This is a genomic window from Streptomyces katrae, from assembly GCF_000717655.1.
GTDB lineage: Bacteria > Actinomycetota > Actinomycetes > Streptomycetales > Streptomycetaceae > Streptomyces > Streptomyces katrae_B.
The window spans coordinates 1-18,015 of the sequence record NZ_JNZY01000068.1; the positions used below are offsets into that span (position 1 = coordinate 1).

At 72.0% G+C, this 18,015-nt stretch carries 18 protein-coding genes; 5 read left to right on the top strand and 13 right to left on the bottom strand.

The annotated features are described in order from the left end of the window. Window positions 1-270: 270 nt before the first annotated feature. Window positions 271-705, bottom strand: coding sequence for a VOC family protein (locus IF09_RS0138130; RefSeq protein WP_030303929.1), 435 nt, complete (start codon window positions 703-705; stop codon window positions 271-273). Between the two features lie 133 nt (window positions 706-838). Here IF09_RS0138130 and IF09_RS0138135 point away from each other — a divergent pair, with 133 nt between their 5' ends. Then, complete coding sequence (locus IF09_RS0138135) at window positions 839-1,528, top strand: response regulator transcription factor (protein WP_051833611.1); 690 nt, start codon at window positions 839-841, stop codon at window positions 1,526-1,528. Further along, a complete protein-coding gene (locus IF09_RS0138140; RefSeq protein ID WP_234321322.1) occupies window positions 1,525-2,244 on the top strand; it encodes a YoaK family protein in 720 nt (239 codons plus the stop codon). The genes IF09_RS0138135 and IF09_RS0138140 overlap by 4 nt, the downstream gene beginning before the upstream one ends. On the opposite strand, the gene IF09_RS0138145 is transcribed toward IF09_RS0138140, so the two are convergent. After that, window positions 2,241-3,197, bottom strand: coding sequence for a tellurite resistance/C4-dicarboxylate transporter family protein (locus IF09_RS0138145; protein WP_030303936.1), 957 nt, complete (start codon window positions 3,195-3,197; stop codon window positions 2,241-2,243). The genes IF09_RS0138140 and IF09_RS0138145 overlap by 4 nt on opposite strands. 147 nt (window positions 3,198-3,344) lie before the next feature. Here IF09_RS0138145 and IF09_RS0138150 point away from each other — a divergent pair, with 147 nt between their 5' ends. Beyond that, window positions 3,345-4,076 (top strand): SDR family NAD(P)-dependent oxidoreductase, encoded by a 732-nt coding sequence (locus IF09_RS0138150; protein ID WP_030303938.1) that lies wholly within the window; start codon window positions 3,345-3,347, stop codon window positions 4,074-4,076. A gap of 40 nt (window positions 4,077-4,116) precedes the next feature. On the opposite strand, the gene IF09_RS0138155 is transcribed toward IF09_RS0138150, so the two are convergent. Beyond that, entirely contained in the window at window positions 4,117-4,866 is a 750-nt protein-coding gene (locus IF09_RS0138155) for a VOC family protein (RefSeq protein WP_037637137.1), read from the bottom strand. 134 nt (window positions 4,867-5,000) lie between these two features. After that, entirely contained in the window at window positions 5,001-6,104 is a 1,104-nt protein-coding gene (locus IF09_RS0138160) for a carboxylate-amine ligase (protein WP_030303943.1), read from the bottom strand. Between the two features lie 312 nt (window positions 6,105-6,416). On the opposite strand from IF09_RS0138160, the gene IF09_RS0138165 reads away from it, so the two are divergent. Together IF09_RS0138165 and IF09_RS0138170 are read left to right on the top strand one after the other, a co-directional pair. Next, on the top strand, window positions 6,417-7,613 hold the full coding sequence (locus tag IF09_RS0138165) for an AI-2E family transporter (RefSeq protein ID WP_078613718.1): 1,197 nt from the start codon (window positions 6,417-6,419) through the stop codon (window positions 7,611-7,613). Window positions 7,614-7,735: 122 nt separating this feature from the next. Then, a complete protein-coding gene (locus IF09_RS0138170) occupies window positions 7,736-8,569 on the top strand; it encodes an RNA polymerase sigma factor SigF (protein ID WP_051833613.1) in 834 nt (277 codons plus the stop codon). On the opposite strand, the gene IF09_RS0138175 is transcribed toward IF09_RS0138170, so the two are convergent. From IF09_RS0138175 to IF09_RS0138215, 9 genes are all read right to left on the bottom strand, one after another. Then, window positions 8,508-9,017 carry an ATP-binding protein gene (locus IF09_RS0138175; protein WP_030303948.1) on the bottom strand — a complete coding sequence of 170 codons (510 nt, stop codon included), beginning with the start codon at window positions 9,015-9,017 and terminating at the stop codon, window positions 8,508-8,510. The genes IF09_RS0138170 and IF09_RS0138175 overlap by 62 nt on opposite strands. Before the next feature lie 74 nt (window positions 9,018-9,091). Beyond that, a complete protein-coding gene (locus IF09_RS0138180) occupies window positions 9,092-10,465 on the bottom strand; it encodes an FAD-binding oxidoreductase (RefSeq protein WP_030303950.1) in 1,374 nt (457 codons plus the stop codon). Next, window positions 10,462-10,785 (bottom strand): hypothetical protein, encoded by a 324-nt coding sequence (locus tag IF09_RS0138185; RefSeq protein WP_030303951.1) that lies wholly within the window; start codon window positions 10,783-10,785, stop codon window positions 10,462-10,464. The genes IF09_RS0138180 and IF09_RS0138185 overlap by 4 nt, the downstream gene beginning before the upstream one ends. Then, a complete protein-coding gene (locus IF09_RS0138190) occupies window positions 10,782-11,168 on the bottom strand; it encodes a cupin domain-containing protein (protein ID WP_037637141.1) in 387 nt (128 codons plus the stop codon). Before IF09_RS0138190 ends, IF09_RS0138185 begins: the two co-directional genes overlap by 4 nt. 195 nt (window positions 11,169-11,363) lie before the next feature. After that, complete coding sequence (locus IF09_RS0138195; RefSeq protein ID WP_078613719.1) at window positions 11,364-12,131, bottom strand: response regulator transcription factor; 768 nt, start codon at window positions 12,129-12,131, stop codon at window positions 11,364-11,366. 151 nt (window positions 12,132-12,282) lie between these two features. Beyond that, window positions 12,283-14,004, bottom strand: a complete 1,722-nt coding sequence (gene tsrT, locus IF09_RS0138200) for a tryptophan 2-C-methyltransferase (protein WP_030303959.1) — start codon at window positions 14,002-14,004, stop codon at window positions 12,283-12,285. A gap of 40 nt (window positions 14,005-14,044) precedes the next feature. Next, window positions 14,045-15,256, bottom strand: a complete 1,212-nt coding sequence (locus tag IF09_RS0138205; protein ID WP_030303960.1) for an acyl-CoA dehydrogenase family protein — start codon at window positions 15,254-15,256, stop codon at window positions 14,045-14,047. A 21-nt stretch (window positions 15,257-15,277) separates the two neighbouring features. Continuing rightward, window positions 15,278-16,492, bottom strand: coding sequence for an acyl-CoA dehydrogenase family protein (locus IF09_RS0138210; RefSeq protein WP_030303962.1), 1,215 nt, complete (start codon window positions 16,490-16,492; stop codon window positions 15,278-15,280). 32 nt (window positions 16,493-16,524) lie between these two features. Then, complete coding sequence (locus IF09_RS0138215; RefSeq protein ID WP_234321323.1) at window positions 16,525-17,853, bottom strand: ATP-grasp domain-containing protein; 1,329 nt, start codon at window positions 17,851-17,853, stop codon at window positions 16,525-16,527. Between the last annotated feature and the right edge of the window lie 162 nt (window positions 17,854-18,015).

The window sequence follows — 18,015 nt, forward strand, 5'->3', positions numbered from 1 at the left end:
ACACGACGTGCACACAGTCCGCAAACCCGGCACCACGAAACCGAAAACGAAGAAGTCGATGCCCCCTCGCCCACGCCGCACAGGTTAAAGATCAAGCTAGGGGGTGTCGTCAAAGTAGCGTCGTCCGCCCGTGAGGGCGGGGCCGGCGGGGTCTGGTGCGTGTGATCGCAAGGCGGAGGAGAGAGGCGACGCTCGCGTCGTCGACCGACGACAACGCGGCGAGCACGCGTGCCAGACCCCGCCGGCCAGGCGGGACGTTGACGACACCCCCTAGTGCGAGACGCAGAGCTCATTGCCTTCCGGATCGGCGAGTGTGGTCCAGGTGTAGGGGCCCTGACGACCCTCGTGCAGGTGCCGGGCGCCCTTGGCGATCAGGCGCTCCACGACCTCCTGCGGGTTGTCGGAGCCGGTGCGGACGTCCAGGTGGACGCGGTTCTTGACCGTCTTCGGCTCGGGGACGAGCTGGAAGAGGACGCGGGGTGCGCGCTCGGTCCCGTCGGGGTGGCGGATGCCTGCGCCGACCTTCCAGACGAGGGCTCCGCGGTGGGTGGTGGTGTCGTCCTCGGTGGCCTGGCCTTCGGCGACCATCTTGCGGATGAACCCTTCGTCGATCGGCTCCACTTCCCAGCCGAGGGCGTCGGCCCACCAGTCGGCGAGCGCGTGCGGGTCGGCGGAATCGATGGTCACCTGGAACGTGTATGCCATGAGGCGACCCTACTGACGGCCCCTGACAGTCGCCACGCGGCAAGGGGGTGTCTTCGACCCGGGTCGTTCGGTCGATGCCGCTCCTGCGGCGGGTACGGTTTCTGCCGGAAGTCCCTTTCCGAACGGGGTTCGCATGGAATTCGGCCACGTGGGGCGGGTGGTCGTCGCCGACGACGAGCCCGTGGTCCGCAGGGGGCTGCGGACGTCCGTGGAATCGACCGGTGAATTCCACGTGGTGGCCGAGGCCGCCGACGGGCACGAGGCCGTCGAGGCCGTACGGACGCATCTGCCGGACATCCTGCTGCTGGACATCCACATGCCGCGGATGAGCGGGCCGGAGGCAACGGCGGCGCTGCGCTCACCCGGTTCGGGTGCCGCCGTGCACATCGTCGTCACGACGGGCTTCGGGCTGGACGCGGACGTGGAGCGGGCCCTGGCGCTGGGCGCTGACACCTTCCTTCCCAGAGGCGCCCCGCGTGAGGAAGTGCTCGCCGCCCTGCGCGCGGTGCAGGAGGGCGATGCCGCGCTGTCCCCGCAGGTGCTGCGGCACGTCCTGGACGCCCTGCGCACCCCCGCCGCGGCGCAGTGCCGGCAGGCGCGGGAGCGGCTGGAGGTCCTGTCGGCGCGGGAGGCCGAGGTGCTGGGCCTGGTCGCCGAGGGGTTGACGAACCGCGAGATCGGCGAGCGGCTGCAGCTGGCCGAGGAGGTGGTGAAGGACCGGATCGGCCGGATGCTGGCCGAGCTGGACGCCGCGAACCGGCTGCAGCTCGCGCTCCTGGCGCGTACCGCCGCCGGTCCGGAGCCGGGGGGTCCGCCGCAGTGAGGGCCGCCGCCCGGCGCGGGTTCCTGCGGCCGCTGGCCGCGCTGCTCTTCCCGCCGGGGCCGGAGGGCGGGAGCGGGCCGCACGGGGTGCTGCCGACGCTCCTGGTCGGGCTGACCTTCGTGAGCGGGGTGGTCGACGCGGTGACCTTCCTCGGGCTCGACCACGTCTTCGTCGCCAACATGACCGGCAACGTGGCCTTCCTCGGGTTCGCGCTCGCCGGGGAGCGCGAACTGTCGGCCACCGCCTCCCTGCTGGCCCTCGCCGCCTTCCTGGCCGGTGCGACGGCCGTCGGTCTGCTGCGCCGCGGCCGGGAGCCGGTGCGGGTGTTCGCGCCGCTGGTGGCGGTGCAGGCCGTACTGATGGCCGCGGCGCTCGCGCTGACGGCGGGCGGGTCCGGGCCGCTGCCGGTCGTGGGGCTGCTCGCGCTCGGCATGGGCCTGCAGAACGCCGTGGTGCTGAGGCTGGCGGTGCCCGACCTGACCACCACCGTCGTCGCCCGGACGCTGACGGGCCTGGCCTCCGAACCATGGGACCGGACCGCCGTACGACGGCTCGTGTCGGTGGCGGTGCTGCTCTGCGGGGCCTTGGCGGGCGGGCTGCTGACGCTCCACCACGGATCCCACTGGGCCCTGTCGCTGGCGGTGGCGCTGCTCCTGTCGATCGCGGCGGCGGGCGCGGTGACGGCCGCCGAGCGGGCGGGCCCCGAGGGCCGTTAGCGCTGCTGCCGGGTGCCGGAGTGGGTGGCCACCAGGGCGGCGAAGGTCAGCAGCCATGCGCCCACGGCGATCCAGAGCAGGACCTCGCCCAGCGGCTGCAGCCATCCCACCCCGGTGGGGCCGGCCGCCGAGAGGCAGGCGGTGGCCGTCATCCCGAGGGGGAAGACGGTCGCCCAGCGCCGGATGTCGTAATGCGGCCGCCACTGGCGCAGTTCGGCGGCCAGCAGGAGCACGTACCAGCAGAGGGACAGGGCGAGCGTCACCAGCGTGGCCGTACGCAGCGCCGTGTGCGCCGGACCGGTCCATACGGGTGAGGCCGTGAGCTTCGATCCCGCCAGGGCCGAGATGGCCAGTGCGCCGCCGGCCACCCAGTGGTCGCCCGCGCCCCGCACCACCTCGCGCAAGTCGAAGTGGAAGAGGGCCACCGCGTACAGCAGCAGGCCGAGGCAGAAGGCGGCCAGCGCCGCCCAGGCGAGCCAGTCGCGGTGGACGGCGGCGGCGAGGATCGCCGACAGGACGGCGAGCCCCTGGGTGGCCACGCAGACGAGGAACGCGGCCCCGGGCATCCGGTGTTCCCAGTGCCGTACGACGGCGAGCAGCAGCCAGGGCCACAGCGCCGCGGCCAGCATCAGCAGGGCGGCGGCGAGGCCCTGCCACCCCAGCAGGGAGAAACGGCAGCCGAGCACGGTCGTGGCGGCCACGGCCGTCAGGGCGGCCGGGGTGTCCGCCTCGGCCCGGAAGCGGCCCTGCTCGCCCACGAGCCGGGCGGTGAAGTCGGCGGCGAGTACGAGCCACAGCGCCGCGGCGAGGACCAGCGCGGCCAGGGACAGCGCGTCGGCCCCGATCAGGTGCAGGCCGACGGAGAGGATGCCGGCGGCCATGACGGCGGCGCCCGCGGCCGGGGGCAGTTCCGTCCACCGTCGGCGGCCGGGCAGGGGGAACACCTGGTTCACCCTGCCAGCGGACACCGCCCGCCCGCGCCCCGCGAGCGCGGTGGGCCATTGGGCCCACAGGGCTGTGCGGGCGGACGCAGTCCGGCCCACGGGCGGGGCGTGCGCGGCCCTTGACTTCCCCGGGCGGCTGCCGGACTCTCTGCGCTCATGGGACAGCTCGACGGCAAGGTCGCGGTGATCACGGGCGGGTCGGCCGGCATCGGACTGGCGACGGCGCACCGGTTCGTACGGGAGGGTGCCCGGGTGTTCGTCTCCGGGCGTCGCGAGGCCGAACTCGCTGCGGCCGTGGAGGAGTTGGGGAGGGGAGCCGTAGGCGTGCCGGGGGACGTCACCAAGGCGGCGGATCTCGACCGGCTGTTCGCGGCGGTCGCGGCCGAAGGCCGGGCGATCGACGTCCTGGTGGCGAACGCGGGCGGCGGGAAGGCGGGCGGCGTCGCCGAGTTCACGGAGGAGCAGTTCGACACCGTCTCGGACCTTAACTTCCGCGCGCCCTTCTTCACCGTGCAGCGGGCGCTGCCGCTGTTCGGGGAGCGCGGTTCGGTCATCCTGGTCGGCTCGACCGCGGGCTCGGCGGGGTCCACCCGGTTCGGCATCTACGGCGCCACGAAGGCGGCCGTACGGTCGATGGCGCGCAGCCTGGCGCTGGAACTCGCGGGGCGCGGGATCCGGGTGAACGCGCTCAGCCCCGGTCCGATCGACACTCCCGCTCTGGGCCGGGCGCCCGCCGCCATCCTGGAGGAGGTGACGTCCGGGGTGCCGCTGGGCCGGACCGGCCGCCCGGAGGAAGTGGCCGCGGCGGCGCTGTTCCTCGCCTCGGAGGAGAGCAGCTACATCACCGGCATCGAGCTGTTCGTGGACGGCGGAGCCGCCCAGGTCTGACGCACCGCACGACTCGCCCGATCTACTGGGCCGCCCGTGCTCAGGGTGTCCCGGACTCCTCACGGGCGGCCGTGACGGTGAACATCGCCCCTTCGGGGTCGCGCAGGGTGACCCAGCGGTCGGTGGTGCTCGAGACGACCGTCGACAGGGTGGTCCCGCCGGCCGCGGTGGCCGCCTCGATGGCCTCGTCGAGGTCCGGGACGCGGAAGTAGACGTGCCAGCGGGGCCTGGTCTCCGGTGCGTGCGTCGCGGCCTCGCTGATCCCGCCGTCCAGGCGGGCGACGGGCTCGCCCGCCTGCCGCAGGACGACCTGGTCGTTCTCGTAGGAGACCTCGCAGCATCCGGCACGGCCGGTGGCCCACTCCAGCACCTCGCCGTAGAAGATCGCCGCCTCGAAGGCGTCCCTCGTCCGCAGCTCCAGCCAGGCGGGCGCCGGGCCGCGGCCCACGCGCCAGTCGGCCGAGACCCCGCCGGCCCAGATGCCGAAGACCGCGCCGTCCCGGTCGGCGACCAGCGCGCCGCGGCCGCCCGAGGGGAAGGAGACCGGACCGACCGCGACGGTGCCGCTGCGCTCGCGGATGCGGTCCGCGGTCACGTCGGCGTCGTCGACCGCGAAGTACGGGGTCCACGCCACGGCGACCGCCAGGTCCGCGGTCAGCGTCCCGATGCCGGCGACCGGCAGGCCGTCCAGCTCGGCGACCGTCCACTCCTCGCCGAGCCGCGCGGGCCGGAACTTCCAGCCGAGGACCGCGCCGTAGAACTGCTGGCTCCCCTGGAGATCGCGGGCCATCAGGCTGACCCAGCACGGGGCGCCGAAGACCTCCCTCGTAGAAATCTCCACCGTTCACGCTCCGTCCTTCGTCCCGCCCATCCTCGCGTCCGGGCGGCTGCGCCGCACGTCGGCGAGGGGCCGCCCGGCATGGGTCAGCCCCCTGTCACGGCGCCCTGCCCGGTGATCAGGTCGGCGAGGGCCGTCATGCCCCCCTCCGCGAGCGCCCGGCGCTGCCGGTCCGCGGGGGTGCCCCGGCGCAGGAGGCGGTGCAGCAGGGAGCCCACCTCCCGCTGGTCCCCGGCCTCCTCCAGGGCGGGGGTGATGTACTGCATCAGCAGCGACAGCACGTCGCCGGCGCTGCGCAGCCGGTGGCCCTTCGGGTCCATGAGGGTGCTCTCCAAGCCGTGCCGGGCCGCATGCCACATGGCCGCCTGGAGCAGCTCGTGCGAGCACTCGGGGGGTGCGATTCCGGCCTTCTCCTCGGCGATCGCGGTGCTGACCAGCGCACGGGCGATCCCGGCGAGCAGCACCGCGTCGCTCGCGTCAAGCTGCACGTCCAGGCACCGCACCTCCAGGGTGGGGTAGCGCTCGGACAGCCTGGCCTGCCAGTAGAGCTGGCCCCGGTCTGCGATCAGCCCTGCCTCCAGCAGCGCGTCGACGCGCTGCTCGTAGTCGGCGAGCGTACGGAAGAACGGTGTCGGGCCGCTGACCGGCCAGCGGCCGAAGACGATCGTGCGCCAGCTCGCGAATCCGGTGTCGCACCCGTCCCACAGCGGCGAGTTCGACGACATGGCCAGCAGCGTCGGAAGCCAGACGCGCAGCCGGTTCAGGGCCGCCACGCCCATCTCCCGGTCGGGCACCGCCACGTGCACGTGCATGCCGTTGATCAGCTGCTCGTCGACCAGCCGGCAGGCCTCGTCCCGCATCTTGAGGTACCGCGGCTTCTGGGTGACCGGGACCGGCACCGCGTCGCGCAGCGGCGCCGCTGCGGAGCTGGCGAGACGGCAGCCGTACTCCTCGGCGGCGGAACCGAGCGCGTGCCGCAGCCGCAGCAGGTGGCCCGCGACCTCGTCCAGGTCCGTACAGACCGGTGTGGCGACCTCGACCTGGGCCTGGAGGAGCTCGTTCTGCACCTCGCCCTCGCCCACCCATGACACGAGACCCGCCGCGGCCCGCACCTCCTCCGCCCGCGCCACGGGCAGATGGGTGACGGGATCCAGCAGGACGTACTCTTCCTCAACCCCGACCGTGATCATGTCGCGCCGGACTCCTGCTCTCTTCGGGCTCCTCGACGCCTGTGACGCCGTCGGAAGGGCGATGCCCACCAGGTTCACCTCCTCGCGTTCCCAAGGTCCCCCGGCACGGCCGGCGCCCCTCCGTCCGCGGTCCCGCGCGCCCTGCTCCTGCCCCGCGGGAAGCGCCTCAAGCAGGAGAGGCGGCCCCCGCCCGGCGGGTCGGGCATTCGGCGGTTCCTTCGGGCGAATCTGGCTCCGGGTGCGTGGGGTACCGGATCCAGCGTGGCAGTTCACAGGAAAATGCACCCATCGGGCCACCGGCAGAGGCGGTACATGACCAGGCGATCCGCAGGGCGGCCGGAGTCCCGCCCGGCCGGGGCGGGTACGGAGGGGTCTCGTACGGAGGGCCCGCGCGGCCGGGTGGCCGCCCGCCGCGCCCGCGCCCGCGGCCGCCGCCCGGGCGGGAGGCCCGCCGGCAAGCCGTACGTGTCCTCGGTGTCGCCCCTGCTGCGGACGGCCGCGGACTACTCCTGGCGGCTGCTGGTGGTGGGCGCCGTCGTGTACACGGTGTTCATCGTGCTGGGACGGTTCCACGAGATCGGCGTGGCCGTCTTCCTCGGCCTGGTCGCCACCGCGCTGCTGCGCCCGGTGACCGATCTGCTGGCCCGTTGGATCCCCCGCTCCCTGGCGGTGGCCTGCTCGCTCATCGGCAGCATCCTGCTCGCGCTGGGGGCGCTCGCGTTCGTCGGCGAGACGGTGGCGGCGGAGTGGAACTCGCTGGTGGCGGAGTTCCGGGAGGGGCTGGACCGGCTCGAGCCGCTGCTGGAGCGGCCGCCCCTGCGGCTGAGCCCGCATGCGCTGGGCGGCCTGCGGGACCGGATCGGCCAGTACCTCTCCAGCCATCGCGCGACCCTGCTCAGCACGGCCGTGACCGGCGCCGGGCGGCTGGTGCAGGCCCTGACCGTGGTGGCCCTGTCGGTGTTCTGCTCGGTCTTCTTCATCTACTCGGGTGACAGGCAGTGGCGCTGGCTGTGCTCGCAGTTCCCGCACGGCGCGCAGCAGCGCATCTCGGTCGCCGGCCGGGCCGCGTGGCGGACGTTCACCGGGTACACGCACGGCATCGTGCTCGTCGCCGCGACCAACGCGATCCTGGTGGGGGTCGCGCTGTTCGCGCTGGGCGTCCCGCTGGCTGTGCCGCTCGCGCTGCTGGAGTTCTTCGCGGCGTTCGTCCCGCTGATCGGCTCGCCGGTGGCCCTCGCGGTGGCCGTGGTGGTCGCGCTGGCCGCCAAGGGGCCGCTGGTCGCGGCCCTGGTGGTCTGCCTGATCGTGATCATCGGGCAGATCGAGGGGCACGTGCTGCACCCGATGCTGATGAGCTGGGCGGTGCGGCTGCACCCGCTGGTCGTGGCCCTGTCGGTGGTGGCGGGGGCCATCGCCGCGGGCGTGCTGGGCGCGGTGGTCGCGGTGCCCCTGGTCTCGGTCTTCTGGTCGGTGCGCCAGGCCCTGCGCTCCCCGCAGGCAGGGCCCTGAGCTGCGGCTTCACAATGCACCGCTTCATGTCACCCGGACGGGGGTATATCCCCCAGGACAGCTCGCGAGACGGCCGTGCCGCAGCCCACTGCGTCACGACCACCCGTCGGAGGAGCCGAGAGATGCCGTACGCAGACATCACCGAAAGCATTCCGCAGGACACGCTGAGTGTCAGCACCGGTGAGGCCCGGACGCTGTCGGGGTCGCTGTTCCACCGGCTGCGGGCCCTCGACGAGGGCAGTGCCGAGTATTCCTACGTACGCAACACCCTGGTCGAGCTCAACCTCAGCCTGGTGAAGTTCGCCGCCCGCCGGTTCCGCGGCCGCAGCGAGCCGATGGAGGACATCGTCCAGGTCGGCACGATCGGCCTGATCAAGGCCATCAACCGGTTCGACCCGGAGCGCGGGGTGGAATTCACCACCTTCGCGATGCCGACCATCATCGGCGAGATCAAACGGTTCTTCCGCGATACGAGCTGGGCCGTCAAGGTGCCCCGCCGGCTTCAGGAGCTGCGGATCGACGCCGCCAAGGCGCACGACGCGCTGGAGCAGGATCTCGGCCGCGAGCCCACGGAGGCCGAGCTGGCGGGGCGGCTGCACGTCACGCCCGAGGAGCTGGTGGAGGGGCAGAAGGCGGCGCACGCGTACTCGGCGCGCTCCCTGGACGCACCGGCACAGGAAGACGGCGACCGGAACGCGTACGCCGACCGGCCCTCGCTCGGCGAGGAGGAGGCGGCGTACGACACGATCGAGTGTCTGGAGTCGCTCAAGCCGATGCTGGCGGAGCTTCCGGCGCGGGAGCGCACCCTGCTGTCGCTGCGCTTCGGCCACGGGCTGACGCAGTCGGAGATCGGCGAGCGGCTGGGGCTGTCGCAAATGCACGTCTCGCGGCTGCTCAACCGGACGCTGACCGCTCTGCGGGCGGGCCTGCTGGAGGACGAGGCACCGGGGCCGTGAGCGGCGCCGGGACTTCCGCCCACACCGTCTTGCCGGTCCGCCCGTCGGCGTAGGGCTCCCAGCCCCAGCTCCGGGCGAGCCGGTCCAGGACGAGCAGGCCGTGCCCGCCCGGCAGGGCGGAACCGGTCCTGCGCAGGCGACGGGGGTGCTCGGGGCTCCCGTCGCCGACCTCGATCCGCAGCCGCGCGGCGTTGCGGCGCAGCACCAGCGCGCGGGGGCCGCCGCCGTGGATGCACGCGTTGCTCACCAGCTCGGAGACCAGCAGCAGGACGTCCTCGGCGGCCTCCTGCCGGTCCGGGCCGTACGGGCGCTGCGCGCCCGGTCCTCCGGTGGGCTCGTCGGTGATCCAGCGCCACTCGGTCAGCGCGTGGCGCGTGAAGTCCCGGCACCGGGTGACGGCTCCGTGCGTCCCGCCGCCGAGGAGCAGCGTGCGGGTCTCCTCGCTCATGGCAGCCGCCTACCCATGCCGGTGCAGAAGATGCGCAGGGGGCGCCCGGCTACCGGCGGGGCCGGCAGGGTCCGTCACGATCCGATGCCCTGCCCGAACGTGAAGAAGCCGTCCGGGTCCACCCGCTTCTTGATCTCCACGAGGCGCGGATAGTTGGCGCCGTAGTACGCGGTGCGCCAGTCCGGCAGGTCCGGGTCGATGAAGTTCTGGTACGCGCCCCGGCCCACGTACGGCGCGACCTCCTCCTGCAGGCCGGCCAGCCAGTGCAGGTTCGCCTCCACGGTGTCCGGACCGTCCTCTCCGGTCCAGGAGGTGTCCATGCTGACCAGGAACCGTGCGTCGCGGTGGACGAACGCGGTGTCGGCCGGGGCCACCCGGTTGATCGCTCCGCCCCAGGTGTACAGGGCGAGGCCGCAGCCGTCCGGGTTGCCGCTGCCCGGCCGGCGGGCGAGCCGGGACATGACGGCGGCCACGGCCTCGGGGGGCAGCGGCTCTGCGGCGAAGTTCGTCCGTACGGCGAACGCCCCGGCGGAGGTCTCGTGCAGCAGGTAGTCCTTGGCCTCCCAGAACGTGCGGTCGGCGATGTCCTCGCGCACGGGCCGGGTCGTCGCGAGGACCGGGGCGAGCAGCTCCCGCAGCTCGCTCGCGGGTCCGAGGTGGAGTCCGACGGCCGAGACCACGGGGTCGCCGTCGGCGGCGGCGACGCCGAGGCGGAGCGAGAACTCGTCCGGTGCGTGCCGGGTGGCCTGCTGCACCGCCGCGAAGACCTCGGGGGCGTGGGCCCCGTCCCACAGGAGCAGGCAGGTGGAGACGTCCGGCACCGCGGTTGCCTGGAAGGTGAAGGACAGGTTGATGCCGAAGTTCCCGCCTCCGCCGCCGCGGCAGGCCCAGTAAAGGTCCGGGTTCTCCTGGGCGTCGCAGGTCAGCACCTCGCCCCCGGCGGTCATGAGGGTGGTCCGGACGAGCGCGTCCGCGGTGAGTCCGAGCTTGCGCGAGGTGGAGGAGGAGCCGCCGCCGAGCGTGAGGCCGGCGATGCCGACCGAGGCTCCGTTGCCCAGCGCGAAAGCCATCCCGTGGGGCTGGATCGCCGCGTAGACGTCGGCCATGCGGGCGCCGCCGGCGGCCGTGACGAGCCCGGTGGAGCCGTCGGCGACGACGGTGTTCAGCGCGCTGAGGTCGAGGACGAGGCCGGTGTTGACGGAGTGGCCCGCGTAGCTGTGGCCGCCGCTGCGGGCGACGAGCCCGACGCCCGTGTCACGGGCCCACTCGACGGCCTGCCGTACGTCGCCGTGGTTCGCCGCGGTCACGACGCCGTTCGGCGTGGTCGCGGCGTAGCGGGTGTTGAACGGGGTGCTGGACTCGCGGAAACCGGCGTCGCCGGGTCGCAGCACGCGGCCCGCGACCGTCTTCTCCAGCCGCTGCCAGTCCGCCTCGGATGCGCCGTTCACTGCACCTCTTCGATGTAGGAGATTCCCGTCGCGGCGTGCGGGCCGTAGCGCTCCCAGACCTCGCGCAGCCGCAGGCGGCCGTCCTCGGCCACCTCGGGTGTGTTGACGGTGCGCCCGCAGACCACCTCGCCGGTCGCGAACACGAGGGTGTAGCCCATGGACAGGGTGCCGTCCGGCGTGCAGGTGCCGACGGTCCACCCGCGCCGGACCTCGCCGCCCACGACCTCGCCCCAGACCAGGTCGCCCTGCTGGTGGTAGACGGCGACGGTGCGGACGTCGCCGTGCGGTTTGCGGAACCTGCGGCCGTCGTAGTCGATCACGTGGCCGTGTCCGCTTCCGTGTTCTGCGCGGGCCGGCCGGCGAGGAACTCGGCCGACATGCTCCGGCCCCACCAGATCGCGTAGTAGGAGAAGTCCGTGTCGTGCTCGTTGACGACGTGGTGCTCGGCGCCGCCCTTCATGAGCGCGATGTCCCCCGCCGCGAGCTCCCAGCGGCGGCCGTTGCAGACCACGGCGGCGCGTCCGGCCATGGCGATGAACATCTCGCTTTCGCGGTGCGCGTGCGCCTCCGACACGTCGCCGGGGCGCAGGACGCACCACGCCCCGCGGAACGGCGCTTCCAGTCCCGGCCAGGGGTACAGCAGCTTGAGGTCCAGGCCGTGTTCCCGGAGCAGGTGCTCGGGCTCCGCGGTGCGGATCTCCACGTCGGGTCGTTCCCGGTCGGTCAACGTTCCGCTCCGATCGACGTCTTTCCATTGCGGTATTCCGGCATTGCGGCATTGGGGCGGGCGGGTGACACCGAGCAGGCTAGGAGAAGGCGGCTCCCTTTCGACAGGGGAATTGTTCCCTTGTCGAAAGGGAATCTGCCGCACGCTCCCCCACGGGGCGATATCGGCGGATCAGCCGTGCCCCAGACCTGCGTCGCGGGCCAGCACGATGGCCTGGGACCGGTCGGCCACGCCGAGTTTTCCGAATATCGTGGAGACGCGGTTGCTGATGGTCTTCGATGCGAGCACGAGCTCACGGGCAATGGCGGCATTCGACTTGCCCGCCGCGATACGTTCCAGAACGTCCCGCTCCCGGTTGGTCAACTGCGGGAAGGGGTAGTAATACTGCCCGGTCGACGACGGGCACAGCAGCGCTCCGAGCCGGTTGGCGATCGACTTGTCGACGATCCCCTCCCCGGCCGCGACGGCCTGGATACCGCGCAGGATCTGGTCCGCGTCGGCCCGCTTGAACAGATAGCCGCGCGCACCGGCCTGGAGCGCCGCGGTGACGACCCGGTCGTCGTCGACCGAGCTGAAGACGAGGATGCCCGTTTCGGGCCATAATCTCAGCACTTCGGATATCACCCGCATACCGGCCCGTTCGTCCATGAGCGGGTCGATCACGAGGACGTGGGGCCGGCAGCGGGAGGTCTCCGCGATCACCTCGTCCGCCGTGGCGGCCTCGCCGACGACGGATATCCCACCGGACCGTTCCAGGACGGAACGGACTCCGTGGCGTATCGCGGGCTGCGCGTCGGCGAGCACGACGGTGACGGCGGCGAGGGGTCTGGCGACCACCGCGAGATCACCGTCGGGCCGTCGGCCCGTGAACTCCCTTTGCGCCTCACCCTGTGACGAGAGCGGCCAGAGCAGCCCCTTGATGTTTGCCGTCTGATGCATTTCTACCTTCCCCCCGAATCGATCTTTTACGGCGGCCCAGGCCTACCGGCCGCCACCAGAATGGTGCACGGGCCAGTCTTACCGCAACGGTCGGGGGGATATCCGCGCGGCGCGATCACCATGTCGGCAACGACATTCACATCCGGCCATGTCAGTTTTCTGCGGACTCTGCCATTCCTACCTCTTGCGCCTGCCGGAGAATTGCCTCCCGCTCTCGCCAATGCGCCCAGAATGCTCCGGTGTATCCGAGTCCGCTGAGACTCGTCAGGAAGGGATTGTCCGCGTAGTTGTTGTCGTGCTCGCTCATGCCCGCCAGCGTCGGCAGCATGACCCGGTGGTGGTCGGCGGGGTCGACGAGCTCCCAGAGCCGTTCCACGGACCGGCTCCACCGTCCGGAGGGGTCATCGACCGTTCCGGCGTCCTCGAGGAGATCCGGCGAGAAGTAGCAGACGAGCCGGAAGTTGCCCGACTCGTCGAACATGAACTGCCGCTCGTACTCGACCGGGCCCGAGCACCGGGCCAGCGGCTTCAGCACGATCGGCCCGGTGGCCGTGTTCGACTGCAGTCCGGGCACCGTCCGCACCCCGTCGCACTGCTCGGCCATCGCGATGCCGAGCGGTGTGTGGGGGAAGAGCCGCAGCCCCAGCGAGAACCCGGTCACGGTGGCGTCGAGTGCCATGAACGCCTCGACGCATTCGCGCATCGTCTGCGGCGTCTCGCCCGGCATTCCGAACAGCGCCTCGACCATGGTCAGCATGCCGTTGGCGTGGCAGAGCCGGACCAGTTTCTCGGTGTCGGCGAAGGAGTAGTACGTGGTGCCCTTCCCGGTGACCTTCCAGCCGCGCAGCATGTCCGCCCGTACGTGGTCGGAGCCGACGTTCACCCCGCGGCAGCCCGCGGCGGCGAGCAACTCGGCGAACTCTTCGTCGAACGGCGAAGGCTGGCAGTAGACCCACAGCCGCAAGTCGTTCAGCGGATTGCCGGAGTCTGCGTGTCTGCGGCGGACGATCTCGCGCAGCAGCTGCTTCGCGTGCGATATGGACAGGTTGAACTCGCTGTCGGTGGTGTGCTGGTCGAGGATTCCCTGCGCGGCGAGGGACTGCATCTCGTCGACCACGGCGGCGACGTCCCGCCGGCCGAACCGGATGCCCTTCGCATCGGGTTCGACGCAGTGCGAACAGCGGTAGGTGCAGCCGTTCTTGGTGAGGATGCCGGCCAGCCCGCCGCGCTGGTAATAGAGCAGGTTGTCCACCTTGTGCGGCGAGCCCGAGCGCCGCAGGTACGTTCCGGCCTGGTCCACCTGCCACACCCGGTCCTCGAACTGCCCGGCGGACGGCGGTGCCACGGCGCGCCGGGGCTTCAGGGAGAGCGCCGGCGGCGGTACCCGCACGACCCCCTCCGCCGTGTTGCACAGCAGACCGGACACCGTGCGCGTGTCCCGCCCGGTGACCAGCGCGTCGGCGAGATCGCAGATGATCTGCTCGCCGGGGCCCTTGACGCCGAAGTCGATGCCGAAGTAGTCGACCAGCGCGAAGGGCATGGAGGAGAAGCCGATGCCGCCGCCGACGATGGGCGCGTCCGTGAGGCGCTTGATCTCGGTGATGATCTCCTTGTGCTCCCCGATGAAGGGGCGCTGCTCGAAGGCGTAGACGGTGTCGGTGTTGCGGATGGTGACACCGACGAGAACCGGACTGCGCGCTCCGAAGTATTCGGAGAGGCAGGACTTCCAGTCCTCCCGGTGGAACGTGAGGTCCACCACCTCGACCTCGAAGTCGGCGGCCTCCAACGAGGTCGTGAGCACATCGAGCGCATAGGGCGCGATCGGTGGGTGCACCTTGTTGGGATTGACCAAAAGCACCAGGCCTCGGCCCATCGGACTTTCTCCCCCCTGGCCTGCACGCAGGCTGATTGCGTTATCTGACGATGCCGAGGCAGATCCCGAACTCGGGTTTTCCTCCCAGCAGATGGGCGCCGGCCGACTGGAGAATGCGGTCCTGGGCGGTGGCGTGCTGGCACATGGTGGTGGTGTCGCGCATCCAGCGGTCCATCGGCGACGACTGGTGGATCGACCAGGTCTGGAGCAGGTCGAAGAGCCGGCTGACGATCGACCTGGAGGTGCGGAAGGCGTGTACCCAGGCGAGCGGCGACGCGGCGCGCTCCTCGGGAGTGAGGTCGTCCGGGGTGCCCCCGGCGGCCAGCACCTCCCACTGGCGCCGCTGGCTCCCGTACACCCCGGCCCGGGTGGCGAGGTAGTCCGCCTCGCACTCGGCGAGCGTGACCTGGGCCCGGAAGTGGTCCTTCCACGCGACCCCGGTCATCCGGTCGACCCGGGTCCGGGCCATCTCGCGCGCATGGTCCAGGGCGGCCCGGGCCACCCCGAGCGCCACGCCGCACATGCTGCGCGTGAACGCGTCCGGCTGGGCGAGCGGGCCGGGCCGGCCGCGTACCTTGCCGAAGCTGTAGGTGTGCTCCTCGGGTACGAAGACACCGTCCATGGTGTAGTCGCAGCTGCCGGTGCCGCGCATGCCCATGGTGTGCCAGTTGTCGATGACCTCCACCTGGGCCCGGGGCACCAGGAACTGCCGCGACTCGTGCGGGTTGCTGCCGTCCGGACTCGCGTACGGCTCGCCGTCCTGGTAGACGAACGCACCCGAGGTCACCCAGTCGCAGTGGGTGATGCCGCTGCCGAACGGCCAGCGGCCCGAGAGCCGGAAACCGCCGGGGACCCGCTCGGCGCGGCCCGTCGGCTGCAGCAGCCCGGCCGTGATCGTGTCCGGGGTCGGGAAGACCTCCTTGGCCACTCTCTCGTCGAGGAAGGCGCTGAAGATGCCGCTGCTCGCGCCCATCACGGCGCACCAGGCCGCGGAGGCGTCCCCGTGCGCCAGCGTCTCGACGACCTCCGTCTGCTCCATCGTGGTCAGCGCCAGGCCGCCCAGCTCGCGGCCGAAGGCCATCCGGAACACCCCGGCGTCGCGCAGCATGTCCACCACGTCCGCCGGCAGCCGCCGCGCCTCTTCGATCTCCGCCGACCGCTCCCGCAGCAGCGGCGCCAGCTCCTTCGCACGGGTGAGGAGTTCCGCCGCGGTGGCAGGCACCTCGGCCCCCGGGTTCCGGGTCATGCTCATGTGATCGCCTTTCACTTGGCCCTACTTGACGATGCCGAGGCTCATCCGGAACTTGGGCGGCCGGCCCAGCAGGTAGGCGCCGCCGGATTCGAGGATCAGGTCCGAGGCAGCGACGTGCTGGCACATGGTCGCGGTGTCGCGCATCCAGCGGTCCATCGGAGAGGACCGGTTGATCGACCACGCCTGGAGCAGGTCGTAGAGCCGGTTCACGATCGCCCGCGAGGTACGGAAGGCGTGCACCCAGGCGAGCGAGGAAGCGGCCCGCTCGGTGGCGGTGAGATCGTCCAGCGTGCCACCGCCGGCCAGTACGTCCCAGTGCCGCTGCGAGCTGCTGTGGACGCCGCTGCGGGCGGCGTTGAACTCCGCCTCGCACTCGGCCAGGGTGACCTGCACGCGGAAGGTGTCCGCCCACGGCGTGCCGGTCATCTTGTCCACCCGGGTGAGCACGGTCTCCCGGGCATGGTCCAGGGCGGCCCTGGCCACCCCGAGCGGCACCGCGCACAGGCTGCGCATGAAAGAGTCGGGCTGGGCGATGGGGGTGTCCGTGCGGCCCCGTACCTTGTAGAAGGTGTAGGTGTGTTCCTCGGGCACGAACACGTCGGTGATCGTGTAGTCGCTGCTCCCGCTGCCGCACAGGCCGGTGGTGTCCCAGTTCCCTACGACCCCGACCTCGTGGGCCGGCACCAGGAACTGGCGCGACGCGTGCGCGTTGCTGCCGTCCGGACTCGCCCAGGGCTTGCCGTCCTGGTAGATGAACGCCCCGGAGGTCACCCAGTCGGCATGGGTGATCCCGCTGCCGAACGACCACCGGCCGGTCAGCCGGAAGCCGCCCGGAACCCGCTCGGCGTGTCCGGCCGGCGCGATCAGCCCGGCAGTGATCATGTCCAGGCTCGGGAACACCTCCTTGACCACGGTGGGGTCCAGGAAGTTGCTGATCGCCCCGGTCATCGCGCCGATCGCCGCGCACCAGCCGGCCGAGGCGTCCCCGTAGGCCAGTGTCTCCACGACCTCGGCCTGTTGCATCGACGTCAGCTCGGGGCCGCCCCACTCGGGCCCGAAGCACATCCGGAACACTCCGGTGCTGCGCAGCATGTCCACGACGTCCGCCGGGAGTTGCCGGGCCTGCTCGATCTCCGCCGACCGTTCCCGCAGCCGCGGAGCCAGTGCCTTGGCCCGCTCCAGGATCTCTGCCGCGGTCGTGGGTGCTTCGGTGTCCGGGTTCCGGGTCGTGCTCATGCGTTCCCCCCTCAGGTGGTGGTGTGTGCCGGTCATGCGTCCACGTCCAGCAGGCCGGCCGGCATCTCGAACGGCGCGTCCGGATCCGGCGGGCCGATCGGCTCCGCATCCAGTGCGACGAGCGCGGCCGCCGCGTCCAGCCGCTCCAGGCAGGTCCGGTTGTCGTCGGCCTCGCACACCACGAAGGAGTGGCGTGCCAGGTAGCCGCCCGGGGGCAGCCGCAGCGTGGTGCCCGGCTCGGCCATCGGCGCGGCGGCGACCAGGCCCGGAGCCTCGGCCGGTACGGCGACCGACCGCAGCAGGCAGTCCCGCTCCGGGTAGCCGAACCGGATGCCGGCGACGGCCCGCCGGGTCGGCCGGGTGTCCGGCCGCTGCCCGGTGGCCACGTCGAACAGCACCTCGCCGGGCTCGAGGCCGGTGGCGGTCCTGCCGAGGAAGGGGATCAGGTCCCCGCCGAGCCGGCCGTTGATCTCGATGATCAGCGGCCCGCGGCCGGTCAGCCGGACCTCGCTGTGCGTGATGCCGTCCTCGATGCCGAGCACCTGGTGCGCCCGGGCGAGGGTGCGCATCAGCTCGGGGTCCGCCATCAGCGGGTCGGCCGCGTCGACGAGGTGCCCGACCTCCTCGAAGTACGGCTGGTCGCTGCTGTGTTTGCGGGCCACGAACATCGGCAGGTACTCGCCCTTGTGCACGGCGCCGTCGATGCTGATCTCCGGCCCGGGCGCGTACCCCTCGACGATGGCGCTCGCCCGGTACGGGCCCGGGTCGACCTCGCTCGCGGACAGGGCGATCCGGAACGCGGCGTCCAGCTCGCTCTCGTCGGCCGCGAACACGACGCCGATGCTGGCGCCCATCGCACGCGGCTTGATCACGACGGGATAGCCGATCCGCGCGGCGGCCGCCCTGGCCTGTTCCACGGTGGTGGTCAGCTCGAACTCCGGCTGGCAGAGGCCCGCCGCGGTGAGTTCGGCCCGGGTGAGCTGCTTGTCCCGGCAGCCGCGTACGCCGGGTACGGACAGCCCCGGCACACCGAACTCGGCGGCGAGGAGCCCTGCGTCCAGGACCAGCGGCTCGTCCCAGCACATCAGGCCGACGATGCGGCGGCGGGCGGCGACTTCGCGCGCCGCCGCGCCCATCGCCTCGGAGTCGAAGACGTTGGCGACGATGATCTCGTCGAAGTACTCGTGCTGCCAGGTGGGGTTGAGGTTGTTGAGCAGCACCATGTCCAGGCCGGCCGCACGGGCCCGGCGGCGGATCGGCGCGACCAGGTACTCCCGGTACACCTTCAGCCCGCTGCCGATGACCAGCAGGCTTCCTTTGTCGGTGGTCATCACGTCGTTCGTCATCACGTCGTCGGTCATCACGGCCTCCCGGTTTCGGCCGCGGCCGCGCGGCGGGAGAGCAGGTCGGTGAGGATGTCGTGCGAGCGGTGTGCGAGGACGCTGATGAGGGAGTCGGCGATGCCGTGGGTCTCCTCGTTGACGCCCTGGAGGTAGACGGCTCCCCGGGCCGATTCGCCGAGT

What these genes read in the sequence shown, in the direction of transcription:
- IF09_RS0138130 (WP_030303929.1), bottom strand. Translation starts at nt 705, where the DNA reads ATGGCATACACGTTCCAGGTGACCATCGATTCCGCCGACCCGCACGCG.
- IF09_RS0138135 (WP_051833611.1), top strand. Translation starts at nt 839, where the DNA reads ATGGAATTCGGCCACGTGGGGCGGGTGGTCGTCGCCGACGACGAGCCC.
- IF09_RS0138150 (WP_030303938.1), top strand. Translation starts at nt 3,345, where the DNA reads ATGGGACAGCTCGACGGCAAGGTCGCGGTGATCACGGGCGGGTCGGCC.
- IF09_RS0138155 (WP_037637137.1), bottom strand. Translation starts at nt 4,866, where the DNA reads ATGGCCCGCGATCTCCAGGGGAGCCAGCAGTTCTACGGCGCGGTCCTC.
- IF09_RS0138160 (WP_030303943.1), bottom strand. Translation starts at nt 6,104, where the DNA reads ATGATCACGGTCGGGGTTGAGGAAGAGTACGTCCTGCTGGATCCCGTC.
- IF09_RS0138165 (WP_078613718.1), top strand. Translation starts at nt 6,417, where the DNA reads ATGACCAGGCGATCCGCAGGGCGGCCGGAGTCCCGCCCGGCCGGGGCG.
- IF09_RS0138170 (WP_051833613.1), top strand. Translation starts at nt 7,736, where the DNA reads ATGCCGTACGCAGACATCACCGAAAGCATTCCGCAGGACACGCTGAGT.
- IF09_RS0138175 (WP_030303948.1), bottom strand. Translation starts at nt 9,017, where the DNA reads ATGAGCGAGGAGACCCGCACGCTGCTCCTCGGCGGCGGGACGCACGGA.
- IF09_RS0138195 (WP_078613719.1), bottom strand. Translation starts at nt 12,131, where the DNA reads ATGCATCAGACGGCAAACATCAAGGGGCTGCTCTGGCCGCTCTCGTCA.
- tsrT (WP_030303959.1), bottom strand. Translation starts at nt 14,004, where the DNA reads ATGGGCCGAGGCCTGGTGCTTTTGGTCAATCCCAACAAGGTGCACCCA.
- IF09_RS0138205 (WP_030303960.1), bottom strand. Translation starts at nt 15,256, where the DNA reads ATGAGCATGACCCGGAACCCGGGGGCCGAGGTGCCTGCCACCGCGGCG.
- IF09_RS0138210 (WP_030303962.1), bottom strand. Translation starts at nt 16,492, where the DNA reads ATGAGCACGACCCGGAACCCGGACACCGAAGCACCCACGACCGCGGCA.
- IF09_RS0138215 (WP_234321323.1), bottom strand. Translation starts at nt 17,853, where the DNA reads ATGACCGACGACGTGATGACGAACGACGTGATGACCACCGACAAAGGA.